Genomic DNA, 13,535 nt, shown 5'->3' on the forward strand with positions numbered 1-13,535 from the left:
CCCAGGTGTTCCCCAACCCATACGGCCGATGGTGAACCTGCAGGTCAGCGACCCTGAGCCCGGCCCGCTGTAAATCTGCCGGCTCAGCCTTCCCAGGTTCGAATCCTGGCGCCGCCACACTTGGGAGTATCCGCCCCTGACCAGCGAGTTTGGTCAGGGGCGGATCTCTTTTGCGATCACTTCCTCTCCCCGCCGTTCCCCGCTGGTCCCCGCTCGTTCTGGCACGCGTGTGGCACGGCCCAGCGTGTGCTGTCAGCCCGGTCTGCCAAGACGCCTTGCCGCGACAGCTACAGCTGCCGATCATTCGAGTATGAGACCCGAAGTGCAGGCGTTCGTCGCCGACGGTCCACTGCCCGACTGGGACGGGAGTGAAGACGAGGTCGACAGGCGCTACGAGCAGCTTCGGGCAATCTCCCGACCGGTTACGGCGGAGGAGGCACAGGCGCTGGCCACGTGTTTTGGGCCCGACGACTGTTACGGCGTCGCATGGACGCTGGTGCACCTGATCGAGACGGGCCCTGGACCGGTGCCCTCAGTGGCTCGTCCCGCTTCCGACGCCGACTACTGGCACGAGACGCTGTGGTTGCGGTGGGGGAACGAACGGTCCGGCTGAGCGCCTTTGACCGGGAGTTTCAATGATCGAGTCGTACTCCAACCCGGACGGCTGGCCGCACTTGCAGAGCTGAAGTCGCAGAGCCGACAGCCCCAGCCACGACGTGTTCTGACCTCATGCACTGTGTGCCTGCCTCTTGCCGGGACAGCACAACTGGAGCGTGTCTGACGGGTCGCGTCATGCAGACCGTCCCTACCCCCCAGAGCTGCCATCGCTCCGCCGTCCGTCCCGCCTTCCCAGTCGGCCGCGAAGGCCTTGGGCGGGCCGGGTCAGCGGCCCCGCTCCCGACAGCCATGTCACCTGAATGGCGCAACAAGATGTGCCACCCACATGGGCGAAGCTCAAGCTGGCTAGTGCCCCAACCGAGGCAATCCGTGAAAGGGGAACCGAATGCGCATTCGACGAATCCTCGCCGCCGTCATCGCCACGGCAGCCCTCGCCGGACTCGGCCTCACAGGCGCCGCCACCGCCACCGCCGCCACCGCACAGGGTGCCCCATCCTACGTCACCCCTTCTCAGTGCGAGGAGGGCGGCGGAACGCCCCGGATCGACTTGCCGGGCAACCCCTGCAAGGGCGGTAAGTACGACGGGCAGCCGGTCGACTAAACCCCACAAGGCGCCCCGCAGCCACGCGCCGCGGGGCGCTCCCGCGCGAGCGTAGCCGGGAGAGTCGCAGGGACTGTGCCGAGCCGTCGGACACGCCCTGGACGCCACCCGATCCCGGCCTCAGTCCGAGGCCGGGATCGGGTGGCAAGTCGAGGGAGTCCACGCCAGCAACAAGGTTCCGCCCGAACGCGAGGGCGACGCTTCCGGGCGCATCGTGGGGCACGTGTGGGGCACGGAGCGGCGCACTGCGGGAACGGTCAGCTCAGCGCGGAGTGATCGCGCGGTCTGTAAATCTGCCGGCTCAGCCTTCCCAGGTTCGAATCCTGGCGCCGCCACTCTGGGAAAGACCCCCTCTGATCAGCCTATACGGCAGGTCGGAGCGGGTTTCTTCGTTCCCTTCCTCTGTTCGACTCAGCGTCGGATCCGGACGGCGTGTCTCACCCTGTGCCGCCCGAATCCCACCTCTGATCAGAACGTGTCCCCATGCGTCCCCCGGGGGAGGCGCGACGACTCGGGCTCGTTCCACTCGCGCAGGGTGGGAGGCGTCGTGGCGAGCGGGGACCGGCCGGTGTTGTGGGCTGAGGCGGCCAGGATGGCGGCGGGGTGTGCGGTGGTGCTCGCCCTCACGTGGACCGTTTTGGAGTTGGTCGACAGGAAGTCCAGGGTGGTCGCCGCCACGGCGACTGACAGGCCGCTGGCGGAAACTTCAAATTCCCGTACAACCACCCCCACCAATGAGGGATCTGAGCACGTGAGTCAGACAGGCTCCACGATCATTGGGCCCCGCGCCGAAGACGAACCGCGAGGAACGATCGGCGCCGGCCCCTTTCGCCTGGGGAACGCATGCGTATACGAGCCACCGTGGCCGCCGTCTCCGGTGCCCTGGCCCTCTCCGCCCTCGCCGTGCCCGCCGCGCACGCCGCCGGTCCCTCCACCCACCGCGCGGACGCCGCGAAGGCCTTCCAGGCCGCCCACACGGCCACGTCCTCCAAGGCCGGGATCAGCGCCCGCGTCGCCGCCGACGAGGGGTGGCCATACGACCTGGACGTCATCTTCTTCAACCTCAAAGTCGCCAAGGCGATCAAGGTCGGCACCACCCACAACGTGTCCACCACGATCACCTACACCATGAAGTTCGGCGCCGACGTGGACGTGCGCGCCAAGGACTTCTTCACCTACCCGTACCTCTACAAGGGCCCCTTCAACAATCTGCAGCACTTGCTCTACAGCGACCGCCCGGCCACCTGCTCCGTCACCTCGCCGAGTACGGCCATCTGCAAGGGCGAGATCGACATCTACCCGCCGTGGCTGTTCAACTCCAACGCCGGCACCTGGCGGGCGGGCGCCCAGGCGACCGCGTTCAACGGGCAGGACCCACAGTCCGACGACATCGACTGGAGCAAGGTCGGTTTCATCGACCGGGGCGGCCTCGGCACCACGCTGGTGCAGCGCAACTCCAAGCTGACCACCGGCGCCAAGCCCAAGCCGGTGAAGAAGGGCAGGACCGTCACCGTCACCGGGAAGCTGACCCGGGCCAACTGGGAGAGCCGCGAGTACTCGGGCTACAGCGGTCAGGCGGTGAAGCTGCAGTTCCGTAAGAAGGGCACCACCACCTACAAGACGCTGAAGACCGTCAGGACGAACTCCACGGGCAGCCTCAAGACCACCGTGAAGGCCACCGTCGACGGCTACTACCGCTTCAGCTTCGCGGGCACCACCACCACCCCGGCGGTCAACGCCCCGGGTGACCTGGTCCGCGTGAAGAAGTAGGCACCTCGTCGCGCCGCCGGCTCAGCCTTCCCGGGTTCCGTACACGTAGGTGAAGGACGTGGCACGGCTGCCCGCCATGGTTTCGCTCATGGCGTCTTCCATGAACTGCTGGACCGGTGTGTTCTCCAGCCGTTCGTACCCCCAGGGCCGTCGCGGCCGATCCGAACGCACCCTGCCTTCCCTGGCGTGTACTGTTGTCGGTGCCGACGCGGGGTGGAGCAGCTCGGTAGCTCGCTGGGCTCATAACCCAGAGGTCGCAGGTTCAAATCCTGTCCCCGCTACCACATGGAAGGGCCCGGTCTCCGGGCCCTTTCGCATGCGCCTGCGGCTTCGGTTTGCCCAACGGGGCCTCCAGCGCCGGCCCTCCCACGCAAGCAGTACCCCGCTCCGCGTGAAGGGCCGGCCACATGGAATTCCCGCTCGCCTTCATCCCGTTCGGCGGGATCGTCCTGATCGTCTTCCACGCCATCGAGGGCAAGTCGGAGGCTGACGAGTACGGCCCCAACCCGAGGTCGGGGCTGGTCGCCGGGTACCAGGAGATCTCGCCCAGGCCCTCGGCGGCTATGTCCCGCAGCTGCCGGCCGCCGACGCCGGCGCCGGCGTGTAGCGCTGGACGCGCTGAAGCTGGTGGTCCGGGTGCGGGATGTGGGCCCGGCGGATGGCGAGGAGGGCGACGTCGTCGCCGAGGCGTCCGCCGGTGTGGGCGAGCAGGTCGCGTTCGATGTGGTGGAGCAGCGCCTCGGGAGGGTGGTCGGTCCACTGGGCTGCGCGTTCCGCGAACGGGTAGAAGACGCCGTTCTGGTCACGGGCTTCGATGACACCGTCGGTGTACAGGACCAGCGTGTCCTCAGGGCCGAAGGGCAGGACATCGACGACGTGGTTGTCGGGATCCGTGACGCCGACGCCAAGTGGGGGCCCGGGGTGGAGGCGGGGCACGTGGACGGTGTTGTCCGGGCCGAGCAGCAGGGGTGCCGGGTGACCGCAGCTGGTCATGCGGACCAGGGGCTCGGCGTCGGCGATCTCGACCAGAAGAGCGGTCACGAAGCGTTCTCCCGCCTCGCCCTCCGGTTCGAAGTCGGCGAGGTAGCGGGTCATGCTCCGTTCCAGGGAAGCGGCCAGGTCGGGCAGGGAGGCCTGCTGGTGGGCGGCCTCGCGGAAGGCGCCGAGCAGGAGGGCGGCCTCGCCCAGGGCGGGCAGGCCCTTGCCCCGCACGTCGCCGATCAGCACGCGGGCCGCGCTGCCGGTGCGGGTGGCGGCATAGAGGTCGCCGCCGATCTCGGCCTCCTCCTCGGAAGCCAGATAGACACAGGCGAGCCGCAGCGGGCCGAGCCGGCTCGGCAGCGGCCACATCAGCACCTGCTGGGCGGCCTCGGCGACCGATCGGACCCGGGCCATCTGGCGTGCGTGCCGGTCGCGCACCGCACACAGGAACACGATCAACGAGGTGATCACCGCGATGGCGATCACCTCCACCATCACGTTCCGTGAAGACAGCGTTCCGGTGCGCCAGCTGCTGACCGCCTCGCCCGCCATGGCCAGGGCCCCGATGCCGGCCGTCGTCCAGGGACCCGCGAACCACGCGGTGAGCGTGGGCGCGACCACCAGCAGGGGGCTGAGAATGACGTTCGGCCCACTCGCGATGTCCGCGGCAGTGATCACAACGATGAGCGCAACAGGGATCAGCAGCAGCAGGTGGCTCGGCTGCCACGGCTGCCCGAGACCCATACGTCCCTGCATGGAGCCCACGCCTTCCACACTCCTCCGCCACGGATCGCCCCGCGACCGCAGGAGGCGGTGACAGCGGCAAGCACGCAGGCGCGGCCTTGGGGATGGACCGTCAGGGTGGCCGGCCTTCTGCGGACCAGCGTCGCAGGGGAGAGGAACAGCCGGCCAAGGTCGAGCGCTCAGCCAAGTTCGGGACGAAGATCCGTTACCGGTGCTACGGGCGCCATTCGAACAGCAGGATGGTCGCGTCGTCCCGCAGTTGGTTGCGCTGGTGATCGAGGATGGCGTGGATGAGCAGCCGTAGTACCTCGGCCGGGCGCTGGCCGGCGGCGGAGGAGTGGATGATGAAGTCGGTGAACCGGTCCAGGCCGAATTCCACTCCATCCGTGTCGCGTGCCTCCACAAGGCCGTCGGTGTAGAGCAGGACGTGGTCGCCCGGTTCCAGTGTCGTCTGGTGGACCTGCCGAGCTGTCGGGGCGAGTTCGCCGGCCAGGCCGAGCGGCGGCTGCGGGGGGCTGTCCAGCGCCCCGTCGACCACCCGCTCGGCACGGATCAGCAGCGGCGGCGGGTGACCGCAATTGACCCAGCGCAGCATCCCTGTCTGCGCGTCGAGCCGGCACAGCACACCGGTGCAGAACTGGTCGGGCAGCCACCGGGCGAGTGCCTGGTCGACGGAGCCGACAACGTCGGCCAGATCGCCACCGCTGCGGCGGGCGTTCCGCGCCGCGGCCATGGCGACCGACGCAGTCAGGCCCGAGGTCAGATCGTGCCCCATGGAGTCGAGGATCAGGGTGTGCAGCACGTCCTTGACCACCGAGTGGTCGAAGGCGTCGCCGGCGACGTCGTACGCCGGTTCCAGGACCGCAGTGGAGACGCACCTGCTGCTGCCGATGGTGCGGGGTGGCAGGAAGGCCCGCAGCATCTCGGTGGGCAACCGCATGGTCGCGGTGCGGGTGCGGGCGACGAGCCAGTCGCTGTAGGCGCGCTTGGAGGTGATCAGCATGGCGAGCAGATGGGCCAGCATCCGGCTGCGGCGCATACGCACCCCGTCGAGTGCGGCGGTCCGCACCGCCAGCACGCCCAACCGCTCCGCACCGTCGACCAGAGGCATCCATATGATCACGCCGTCGTCGGCGTCGGCCACCTGTGGGGAGACGGTGCGGTACGCCCAGCTGGCCAACGAGTCGGCCACCAGCAGCGGCTCCAAGGTCTCGTCGAGTGGGATGAGCAGCCGCTGTTGCAGGTCGACGAGGTAGATCAGCGCGGTGTCCAGGCCGAGGGCCGAGGCGCACCGGTTCGCCAGGGCGGACAGCTCGTACGGCAGGGCCGTCTGCGCCTCGATGATCAGCTCTTCCAGTCGACTCTCGTCGACGGCGGCGTCGGGACCGGCGGACGCGTGCGGTGGGTCCGACACGGGGATCACCACCTTCCGCGCTCAGTTTCACACCAATCCCGACCTCCCTCGCGTCAGGCACGATCGCGTCCGAGGCGACCGCGGCGAGGGCTGTTCCGTCTCACCGCGGGTACCACCCAGGACCCGCTCGCGCATGGTCCACCCGGCCACGCTCCGCATGCGGCGTGACCTGATCCCGGGGTTCGAATCCTGGCGGTGTCGGTGGTGCCGTGCACACTGGGGCCATGTCCTCGCGTCGCAGACTCTGTCCCGTGTGCCGTCGGGAGATCGCCGTGGTCGCCGGGCGGTTCGCGCGGCACGATCCGCCCGGGACGCGGGCGAGCGGCGGGCTGACCTCCTGCGCCGGATCGCGTCGGATGGCGCAACTCGGCGCCGCGCAGCCGTCGTTGGACGGCTATGCCGTTCCGGAGTGTCCCGGGCAGATGCCCTTGTTCTGAGCGGTTGCCGGTGCCGGAGGACGCCTGGACGTACTCAGTTGCCCGCCACCGACTTCACCGCCACCGACACCGGTGCCGAGCCGCTGACGAGTTCCAGGGTGAGGCCGGCCGTGGCCGGGGTCTCCACCAGTTCGGCCAGTACGGCGGCCACGTCGTCGCGCGGGATCATGCCGCGTCCGGTGTGGGCCTCCAGGCGCACCTGACCGGTGCCGGCGTCGTTGGTCAGCGAGCCGGGGCGCAGGATCGTCCAGTCCAGGGCCTCCTGACGGCGGACGTGGTCGTCCGCCTCGCCCTTGGCGCGCAGATAGACGTCGAAGACCTCGTCGCCCTTGTGCGCCGCGTCCGCGCCCATCGAGGACACGACCAGATGGCGGCGCACGCCCGCGCGTACCGCCGCGTCCGCGAACAGCACCGCCGCGCCCTTGTCCACCGTGTCCTTGCGCGCCGCTCCGCTGCCCGGGCCCGCGCCCGCCGCGAACACCGCCGCGTCGGCGCCCCGCAGCAGCTGCGCGACCTCCTCGACCGACGCCGACTCCAGGTCGAGCACGACCGGTTCGGCGCCGGCCGCCCGCAGGTCCTCGCTCTGCTCGGCACGGCGGACGATGCCCGCCACCTCGTCCCCGCGCGTGGCGAGCAGCCGCTCCAGCCGCAGCGCGATCTGACCATGACCACCAGCGATGACAATGCGCATGCTTCCGACCGTACGCCCGGACGGCCGTATCCGCCGCACGACTTCGGCCATGCCCCGGGGCGCGCTGCACCGCGTCACGCACGCCCCTGGCGGCGCTGCCGCCGCCCTGCCGCACGGACCGTCAGGACAACTCCCCCCGCCCCTGCCGCGGCAGCCCCAGCTCCACCGTGGCGGCGGAGTCGCAGAACTCCCGTACCGCGCTGGTGCGTGCCACCACGCGTCCCCGGTGCACCACGATCCGGCTGTACGCGAGCGACAGCGCCCCCGCGAGCCGGTCGCCGCGCACCGCGAGCAGCTCGGCGGGGAAACCCGCCTCCACCCGCACCTCGGGCAGACCGAGCACCGCGCGGGCGGACGCGCTCACCGCGTCGTAGGCCTCCTCGGGGCGCAGCCCGTGCCGTGAGGCCAGCAGGTAGGCGGCCTCCAGCGGGTCGCCGCGCCCCACCGGGTTCGACACGTCCCGCAGGGCGCCGCTGCCCGCGGCCACCCGGACCCCGGCCGCCCGCAGCAGCCGTACCGGCGCCGTCCCGTGTCCCTCGGCGCCGCCGCAGCAGCCCTGCGGCAGGCACACCACCCTCACCCCGGCCGCGGCCAGCTGGTCCGCGGCCCGCTCGGCCGCCCCGGCGGGCAGCCGGGCCAGGCCGCCGCACGGGCCCAGCGTCACTCCCGGGCGCAGTCCGCCCGCCATCGCCGCGATGCGCGCCAGGCGGGCCGGGTCGGCGCCGTCGGTGTGCAGGTCGACGGGGCAGCCGTGCTCGGAGGCGACTTCGAGGACGGCCTCGACGTAGCCCGTCGGGTCGGGGTCCACGTCCGGGCAGCCGCCCACGACGCAGGCGCCCATCTTGAGCGAGTCCCGCAGTATCGCCAGGCCGTCCGCGCCGGCCGCCCCGGTCAGCACGCGCGGCACCGCCACCGTCGTCAGTTCGGTGAGCCCGCGCAGCGACCGCCGGGCCCGCAGGACCGCCGTCAGGCCGCCGAGCCCCTGGACGTCGCCCACGCGTACGTGTGCGCGTACGGTCGTCGCGCCGTGACCGAGTTGCAGCAGCGCGGCCTCGGTGGTGCGGCGCTGGACGTCCTCCGGTTCGTACGACACCGGTCCGCCGCTGTCGGCGGTCAGGGCCGTGTCGGCGTGGGCGTGGGGCTCGGCCGGGGCCGGCAGGAGCAGGTAGCCGCTGAGGTCGACGCGCGGCGCGCCGCCCCGCGGGCCGCCCGCGCCGAGGCTGCCGGCGGTGCCGACCGCCTCGATGCGCTCACCGGCCAGCCGTACGTCCACGGTCCGCCCGTCGGTCAGCCGGGCCCCGCACAGCAGCAGCCCTTCCGGGTCCGTCCGTCCGGACGGGCCCGGCGAGGAGGACGAGGGGGGTGGCGGCTGTCCGGGGGGCATCGCACTCCAGGTACGCAGGGCGACAGGGGGTTTCGGGACACGTTCGGCGCGGATCGCGAGGCCGCGAGGGCCACGCAAGATCACGCAGAGTGAGTCGAGCCTAGGGCGGCCGCCGGGCTAGGCGAGGGAGGAGCGCAATAGTCGTACCGGTGTGGCCGCGGGACCTGGGGCGGTGCCGGGAAACGGATTTGGGTGAACGGCCGCAGAGCGTGTAATGTCTTCCTCGCTCGCCCCAATAGCTCAGTCGGCAGAGCGTCTCCATGGTAAGGAGAAGGTCAACGGTTCGATTCCGTTTTGGGGCTCTGGTGTGAGAGGTACCCGCCGCAAGGCGGGGCCCGATCGCATCGCAGCGGTGTAGCTCAGTCGGTAGAGCAAGCGGCTCATAATCGCTGTGTCACCGGTTCAAGTCCGGTCACCGCTACTCACAGTAGCCGATTGCGGGGTCGGTCCTTCGATCGGCTACTCTTTCTTGCGTTGAAATAGCCTACCCGTTCGTCAAGGAGCACTCACGTGGCTGCCACCGACGTCCGCCCGAAGATCACGCTGGCCTGCGTGGAGTGCAAGGAGCGGAACTACATCACCAAGAAGAACCGGCGGAACAACCCCGACCGGCTCGAGATGAAGAAGCACTGCCCGCGTTGCAACGCGCACACCGCGCACCGCGAGACGCGCTGATCAAACTCAGACATGAGGCCGCCCCCGCACCATGGGGGCGGCCTCATGTTGTTTCATGTGCGAAAGCCCAGCGAAAGCTCAGCGGGTGCCCGGTGAAAGCCGGGCCGCACGCCGGGCTACGTAAAACCCCAGCGACACCAGGAGGTGCCGAGCCATGGCGCTCGACCAGTCCTTCGTGGGGCGGTCCTACCCGCCCACCGACCCCTACGAGGTGGGCCGGGAGAAGATCCGTGAGTTCGCGGAGGCGGTGGGCGACGCCAACCCGGCGTACACGGACCCGGATGCCGCCAAGGAGCTCGGCCACCCCGATGTGATCGCCCCGCCGACCTTCGTCTTCGCGATCACCTTCAAGGCCGCCGGACAGGTCGTCCAGGACCCGCAGCTCGGCCTGGACTACAGCCGCGTGGTGCACGGCGACCAGAAGTTCGCCTACACCCGGCCCGTGCGCGCCGGCGACCGGCTCACCGTCACCTCCACCATCGAGTCGATCAAGTCCCTGGCCGGCAACGACGTCCTGGACATCCGCGGTGAGGTGCACGACGAGACGGGCGAGCACGTCGTGACCGCCTGGACCAAGCTCGTGGCCCGCGCGGCCGAGGAGGCGTGAGGAAACCGATGACGGCGAAGATCGCCTACGACGACGTCGAGGTCGGCACCGAGCTGACGGCGCAGACCTTCCCCGTGACCCGGGCCACCCTCGTCCAGTACGCGGGCGCCTCCGGGGACTTCAACCCCATCCACTGGAACGAGAAGTTCGCCAAGGAGGTCGGGCTCCCGGACGTGATCGCGCACGGCATGTTCACCATGGCCGAGGCGATCCGCGTGGTCACCGACTGGACGGGCGACCCCGGTGCCGTCGTCGAGTACGGCGTCCGCTTCACCAAGCCCGTCGTCGTCCCGAACGACGACGAGGGGGCCGTGATCGAGGTCTCCGGCAAGGTCGCGGCCAAGCTCGACGACAACACCGTGCGGGTCGACCTGACCGCCATGTGCAACGGGCAGAAGGTCCTCGGGATGTCCCGGGCCGTCGTGCGCCTGGCCTGACGGCCACCGCGGTCCCGCACTCGCCGAGGTGCGGGACCGTCAGCGGGGTCTCGTAGTCTTGGGCGCGTGCAGGAACTCCACGACGCGCCCCTCGCCCCGCTGACCACCTTCCGGCTGGGCGGCCCCGCGACCCGGCTGATCACCGCGACCACCGACGCCGAGGTGATCGACGCCGTCCGCGACGCCGACGCCCACGGCACGCCGCTGCTGGTCATCGGCGGCGGCTCCAACCTGGTCATCGGCGACAAGGGCTTCGACGGCACCGCGCTGCGCATCGCCACCCGCGGCTTCGAACTCGTCGGTACGACGCTGGAGCTGGCCGCCGGAGAGGTGTGGACGGACGCGGTCGCGCGCACCGTGGAGGCCGGGCTCGCCGGCATCGAGTGCCTGTCCGGCATCCCCGGCTCCGCGGGCGCCACCCCGATCCAGAACGTCGGGGCGTACGGCCAGGAGGTGTCCTCGACGATCACCGAGGTCGTCGCCTACGACCGCCGGGCGGGCCGCACGGTGACCCTGGCCAACGAGGAGTGCGCGTTCTCCTACCGGCACAGCCGCTTCAAGGCTGACCCCGAGCGGTACGTCGTCCTGCGCGTCCGCTTCGGGCTGGAGGACGCGGACGGGCTGTCGGCGCCGGTCAAGTACGCCGAGACCGCCCGCGTCCTCGGCGTGGAGGCGGGCGACCGGGTACCGCTCGCCACCGCCCGCGAGACCGTGCTGAAGCTGCGGGCCGGGAAGGGCATGGTGCTGGACCCCGAGGACCACGACACCTGGTCCGCCGGCTCCTTCTTCACCAACCCCATCCTCACGGACGCCGACTTCGCCGTGTTCCGCACGCGCGTGCGGAAGCGGCTCGGCGACGGCGCCGAGCCCCCCGCCTATCCGGCGGGGCAAGGGCACACCAAGACCTCCGCGGCCTGGCTGATCGACAAGGCGGGCTTCACCAAGGGCTACGGCACCGGACCGGCCCGCATCTCCACCAAGCACACCCTCGCCCTCACCAACCGCGGCGCCGCGACCACGGAGGACCTGCTCGCGCTGGCCCGCGAAGTGGTGGCCGGGGTCCGCGAGGCCTTCGGCATCACCCTGGTCAACGAGCCGGTGACGGTCGGCGTGAGCCTGTAGCCACCCGGAAACCGGCTGGGGCGTCGTACGACGATCACATAGGGTCTGTCCTCGTCCTTCACAGGGCACAAGGGGAGGGGAAGACCATGTGGGAACGACGCGGCCGACGTGCCGTGGCGGCCGTCGCCGCCGCCGTCCTGGCGGGCGTGCTCGCCACGGGATGCGGCAAGGGCGCCGCACCGACCGGAGGCGGGGAGCCGGACGCGGCGGCGTCGTACACAAGCGTGGGGGAGATCGACGAGACGCTCGCACCGGACGGCACCACCGTCCGCGTGGGATCCCCCGGCGCACCGACCGTCGTCCACCTGTACGAGGACCTGCGCTGCCCGGTCTGCGCGGAGTTCGAGACCCAGGGCGGCGGCGAGGGCCTGCGCGAGCTGATCCTGTCCGGCGAGGTCCGGGCCGAGTACACGCTGGCCTCGTTCCTCGATGACAGGCTCGGCGGCGAGGGTTCGAAGAAGGCCGCCAACGCCCTGCGGGCCGCCCTGGACGCGGGCAGGTTCGCCGAGTACCACGAGGTGCTCTTCGCGCACCAGCCCGAGGAGGAGGTCGACGGCTACACCGACGCCTTCCTGCTGGACATGGCCTCCGAGGTCCCGGGCCTGCGCGGCGAGGAGTTCGACGCGGCGGTGAAGGGCATGAAGCACCGCGACTTCGTGACCGCCTCCGAGAAGGCCTTCGACACGTCGGGCGTGACCGGCACGCCCACCATGAAGGTGGACGGCAGGACCGTCAGCGGGTCCCTGGCCGGCGCCATCTTCGACAAGGAGACGCTGCCCATGGTGATCGGTGCCATGGCCCGGTCCTGACCGGCATCCCTCCGCGGCCGTCCGTCAGTTCGCCAGCCAGTCGTCGACCCCCGACAGCAGCTTGGCGCGCGCGCCCTCGGGAGCCGCCGACGCGCGGATCGACTGGCGGGCCAGTTCCGCCAGTTCGGCGTCCGTGAAGGAGTGGTGGCGGCGGGCGATCTCGTACTGCGCCGCCAGCCGGGAGCCGAAGAGCAGCGGGTCGTCGGCGCCCAGGGCCATCGGGACGCCCGCCTCGTACAGCCGGCGCAGGGGGACGTCCTCGGGCTTGTCGTACACGCCGAGGGCCACGTTCGAGGCCGGGCACACCTCGCAGGTCACGCCCCGGTCGGCCAGGCGGCTCAGCAGCCGCGGGTCCTCGGCCGCGCGCACCCCGTGGCCCACCCGGTGGGCCCGGAGGTCGTCCAGGCAGTCGCGGACCGAGGCGGGGCCGGTCAGCTCGCCGCCGTGCGGGGCCGCGAACAGGCCGCCGTCCCGGGCGATCGCGAAGGCCCGGTCGAAGTCCCGTGCCATGCCCCGGCGTTCGTCGTTCGACAGGCCGAAGCCGACCACGCCGCGATCCCGGTAGCGCACCGCGAGGCGGGCCAGCGTGCGGGCGTCCAGGGGGTGCTTCATACGGTTCGCGGCGACCACGACCCGCATCCCGAGACCCGTCTCGCGCGACGCCGTCTCCACCGCGTCCAGGATGATCTCCAGCGCCGGAATCAGCCCGCCCAGGCGCGGTGCGTACGAGGTCGGGTCGACCTGGATCTCCAGCCACCCCGAACCGTCCCTGACATCCTCCTCGGCGGCCTCCCGCACCAGCCGCCGGATGTCCTCCGGCTCCCGCAGACAGGAGCGCGCCGCGTCGTACAGCCGCTGGAAGCGGAACCAGCCCCGCTCGTCCGTCGCCCGCAGCCGCGGCGGCTCCCCGCTGAGCAGGGCCCCCGTCAGCGCGTCGGGCAGCCGCACGCCGTGCTTGTCGGCCAGTTCCAGCAGGGTGGTGGGCCGCATCGACCCGGTGAAGTGCAGGTGCAGATGGGCTTTCGGCAGCTCAGAGAGATCACGTACACGCTCCATCCCTGGATCGTGCCGCACGTTCCCCGTGCCCCGGTAGTCGTTTCCCCATTCGTGGTCTTGCTCGCACAAACGAAGGGGCGCTCGCAGGCCACTCACGTGAGTGGCCTGCGAGCGCCCCCAAACGGAAGCGGACCACACTCCCGCGCCACCCCCAGCACCATAAGGCTACGGCACACGCCCACCCCCCCG

16 protein-coding genes and 3 tRNA genes are annotated in these 13,535 nt (G+C 70.9%); 12 read left to right on the forward strand and 7 right to left on the reverse strand.

Annotated features, from left to right (window positions below; genetic code table 11):
• Positions 1–310 precede the first annotated feature (310 nt).
• Both ACFY3J_RS16005 and ACFY3J_RS16010 read left to right on the forward strand, forming a co-directional pair.
• Positions 311–613 carry a hypothetical protein gene (locus ACFY3J_RS16005; protein WP_390841070.1) on the forward strand — a complete coding sequence of 101 codons (303 nt, stop codon included), beginning with the start codon at positions 311–313 and terminating at the stop codon, positions 611–613.
• A 390-nt stretch (positions 614–1,003) separates the two neighbouring features.
• Positions 1,004–1,219 carry a hypothetical protein gene (locus tag ACFY3J_RS16010; RefSeq protein ID WP_384175975.1) on the forward strand — a complete coding sequence of 72 codons (216 nt, stop codon included), beginning with the start codon at positions 1,004–1,006 and terminating at the stop codon, positions 1,217–1,219.
• A gap of 468 nt (positions 1,220–1,687) precedes the next feature.
• On the opposite strand, the gene ACFY3J_RS16015 is transcribed toward ACFY3J_RS16010, so the two are convergent.
• Positions 1,688–1,897, reverse strand: coding sequence for a hypothetical protein (locus tag ACFY3J_RS16015; protein ID WP_390841071.1), 210 nt, complete (start codon positions 1,895–1,897; stop codon positions 1,688–1,690).
• A 165-nt stretch (positions 1,898–2,062) separates the two neighbouring features.
• On the opposite strand from ACFY3J_RS16015, the gene ACFY3J_RS16020 reads away from it, so the two are divergent.
• Positions 2,063–2,989: a hypothetical protein gene (locus ACFY3J_RS16020; RefSeq protein WP_390841072.1), complete on the forward strand. Its 927-nt coding sequence runs from the start codon at positions 2,063–2,065 to the stop codon at positions 2,987–2,989.
• A 21-nt stretch (positions 2,990–3,010) separates the two neighbouring features.
• Here ACFY3J_RS16020 and ACFY3J_RS16025 read toward each other — a convergent pair whose 3' ends face one another.
• A complete protein-coding gene (locus ACFY3J_RS16025) occupies positions 3,011–3,160 on the reverse strand; it encodes a hypothetical protein (RefSeq protein WP_384175969.1) in 150 nt (49 codons plus the stop codon).
• Positions 3,161–3,196: 36 nt separating this feature from the next.
• Here ACFY3J_RS16025 and ACFY3J_RS16030 point away from each other — a divergent pair.
• A tRNA-Met gene (locus ACFY3J_RS16030) sits at positions 3,197–3,273 on the forward strand.
• A gap of 277 nt (positions 3,274–3,550) precedes the next feature.
• Here the strand turns inward: ACFY3J_RS16030 and ACFY3J_RS16035 are convergent.
• Together ACFY3J_RS16035 and ACFY3J_RS16040 are read right to left on the reverse strand one after the other, a co-directional pair.
• A complete protein-coding gene (locus ACFY3J_RS16035; protein WP_390841073.1) occupies positions 3,551–4,726 on the reverse strand; it encodes a PP2C family protein-serine/threonine phosphatase in 1,176 nt (391 codons plus the stop codon).
• 202 nt (positions 4,727–4,928) lie between these two features.
• Positions 4,929–6,137 (reverse strand): PP2C family protein-serine/threonine phosphatase, encoded by a 1,209-nt coding sequence (locus ACFY3J_RS16040; protein WP_384176337.1) that lies wholly within the window; start codon positions 6,135–6,137, stop codon positions 4,929–4,931.
• Between the two features lie 215 nt (positions 6,138–6,352).
• Between ACFY3J_RS16040 and ACFY3J_RS16045 the strand changes: the two genes are divergently transcribed.
• Positions 6,353–6,565, forward strand: a complete 213-nt coding sequence (locus ACFY3J_RS16045; RefSeq protein WP_141359404.1) for a hypothetical protein — start codon at positions 6,353–6,355, stop codon at positions 6,563–6,565.
• A 34-nt stretch (positions 6,566–6,599) separates the two neighbouring features.
• Here the strand turns inward: ACFY3J_RS16045 and ACFY3J_RS16050 are convergent, their stop codons facing one another.
• Together ACFY3J_RS16050 and ACFY3J_RS16055 are read right to left on the reverse strand one after the other, a co-directional pair.
• Positions 6,600–7,256, reverse strand: coding sequence for an SDR family oxidoreductase (locus ACFY3J_RS16050; RefSeq protein WP_384175964.1), 657 nt, complete (start codon positions 7,254–7,256; stop codon positions 6,600–6,602).
• Between the two features lie 121 nt (positions 7,257–7,377).
• On the reverse strand, positions 7,378–8,640 hold the full coding sequence (locus ACFY3J_RS16055) for an amidohydrolase family protein (protein ID WP_384175962.1): 1,263 nt from the start codon (positions 8,638–8,640) through the stop codon (positions 7,378–7,380).
• A 229-nt stretch (positions 8,641–8,869) separates the two neighbouring features.
• Between ACFY3J_RS16055 and ACFY3J_RS16060 the strand changes: the two genes are divergently transcribed.
• From ACFY3J_RS16060 to ACFY3J_RS16090, 7 genes are all read left to right on the forward strand, one after another.
• Positions 8,870–8,942: transfer RNA gene (locus ACFY3J_RS16060), tRNA-Thr, on the forward strand.
• A gap of 46 nt (positions 8,943–8,988) precedes the next feature.
• Positions 8,989–9,061: transfer RNA gene (locus ACFY3J_RS16065), tRNA-Met, on the forward strand.
• Between the two features lie 89 nt (positions 9,062–9,150).
• Positions 9,151–9,315: a 50S ribosomal protein L33 gene (gene rpmG, locus ACFY3J_RS16070; protein WP_003948671.1), complete on the forward strand. Its 165-nt coding sequence runs from the start codon at positions 9,151–9,153 to the stop codon at positions 9,313–9,315.
• A gap of 154 nt (positions 9,316–9,469) precedes the next feature.
• Positions 9,470–9,922 carry a MaoC family dehydratase N-terminal domain-containing protein gene (locus ACFY3J_RS16075; protein WP_384175960.1) on the forward strand — a complete coding sequence of 151 codons (453 nt, stop codon included), beginning with the start codon at positions 9,470–9,472 and terminating at the stop codon, positions 9,920–9,922.
• Positions 9,923–9,930: 8 nt separating this feature from the next.
• Positions 9,931–10,359, forward strand: coding sequence for a MaoC family dehydratase (locus ACFY3J_RS16080; RefSeq protein ID WP_384175958.1), 429 nt, complete (start codon positions 9,931–9,933; stop codon positions 10,357–10,359).
• Positions 10,360–10,425: 66 nt separating this feature from the next.
• On the forward strand, positions 10,426–11,481 hold the full coding sequence (locus tag ACFY3J_RS16085) for a UDP-N-acetylmuramate dehydrogenase (protein WP_384175956.1): 1,056 nt from the start codon (positions 10,426–10,428) through the stop codon (positions 11,479–11,481).
• A gap of 86 nt (positions 11,482–11,567) precedes the next feature.
• Positions 11,568–12,290, forward strand: a complete 723-nt coding sequence (locus ACFY3J_RS16090) for a thioredoxin domain-containing protein (RefSeq protein ID WP_384175954.1) — start codon at positions 11,568–11,570, stop codon at positions 12,288–12,290.
• A 24-nt stretch (positions 12,291–12,314) separates the two neighbouring features.
• Here the strand turns inward: ACFY3J_RS16090 and ACFY3J_RS16095 are convergent, their stop codons facing one another.
• On the reverse strand, positions 12,315–13,346 hold the full coding sequence (locus ACFY3J_RS16095; protein WP_384175952.1) for an adenosine deaminase: 1,032 nt from the start codon (positions 13,344–13,346) through the stop codon (positions 12,315–12,317).
• Between the last annotated feature and the right edge of the window lie 189 nt (positions 13,347–13,535).

Origin of the sequence: Streptomyces sp. NPDC001231 (genome assembly GCF_042896885.1) — a bacterium.
Classification (GTDB): domain Bacteria; phylum Actinomycetota; class Actinomycetes; order Streptomycetales; family Streptomycetaceae; genus Streptomyces.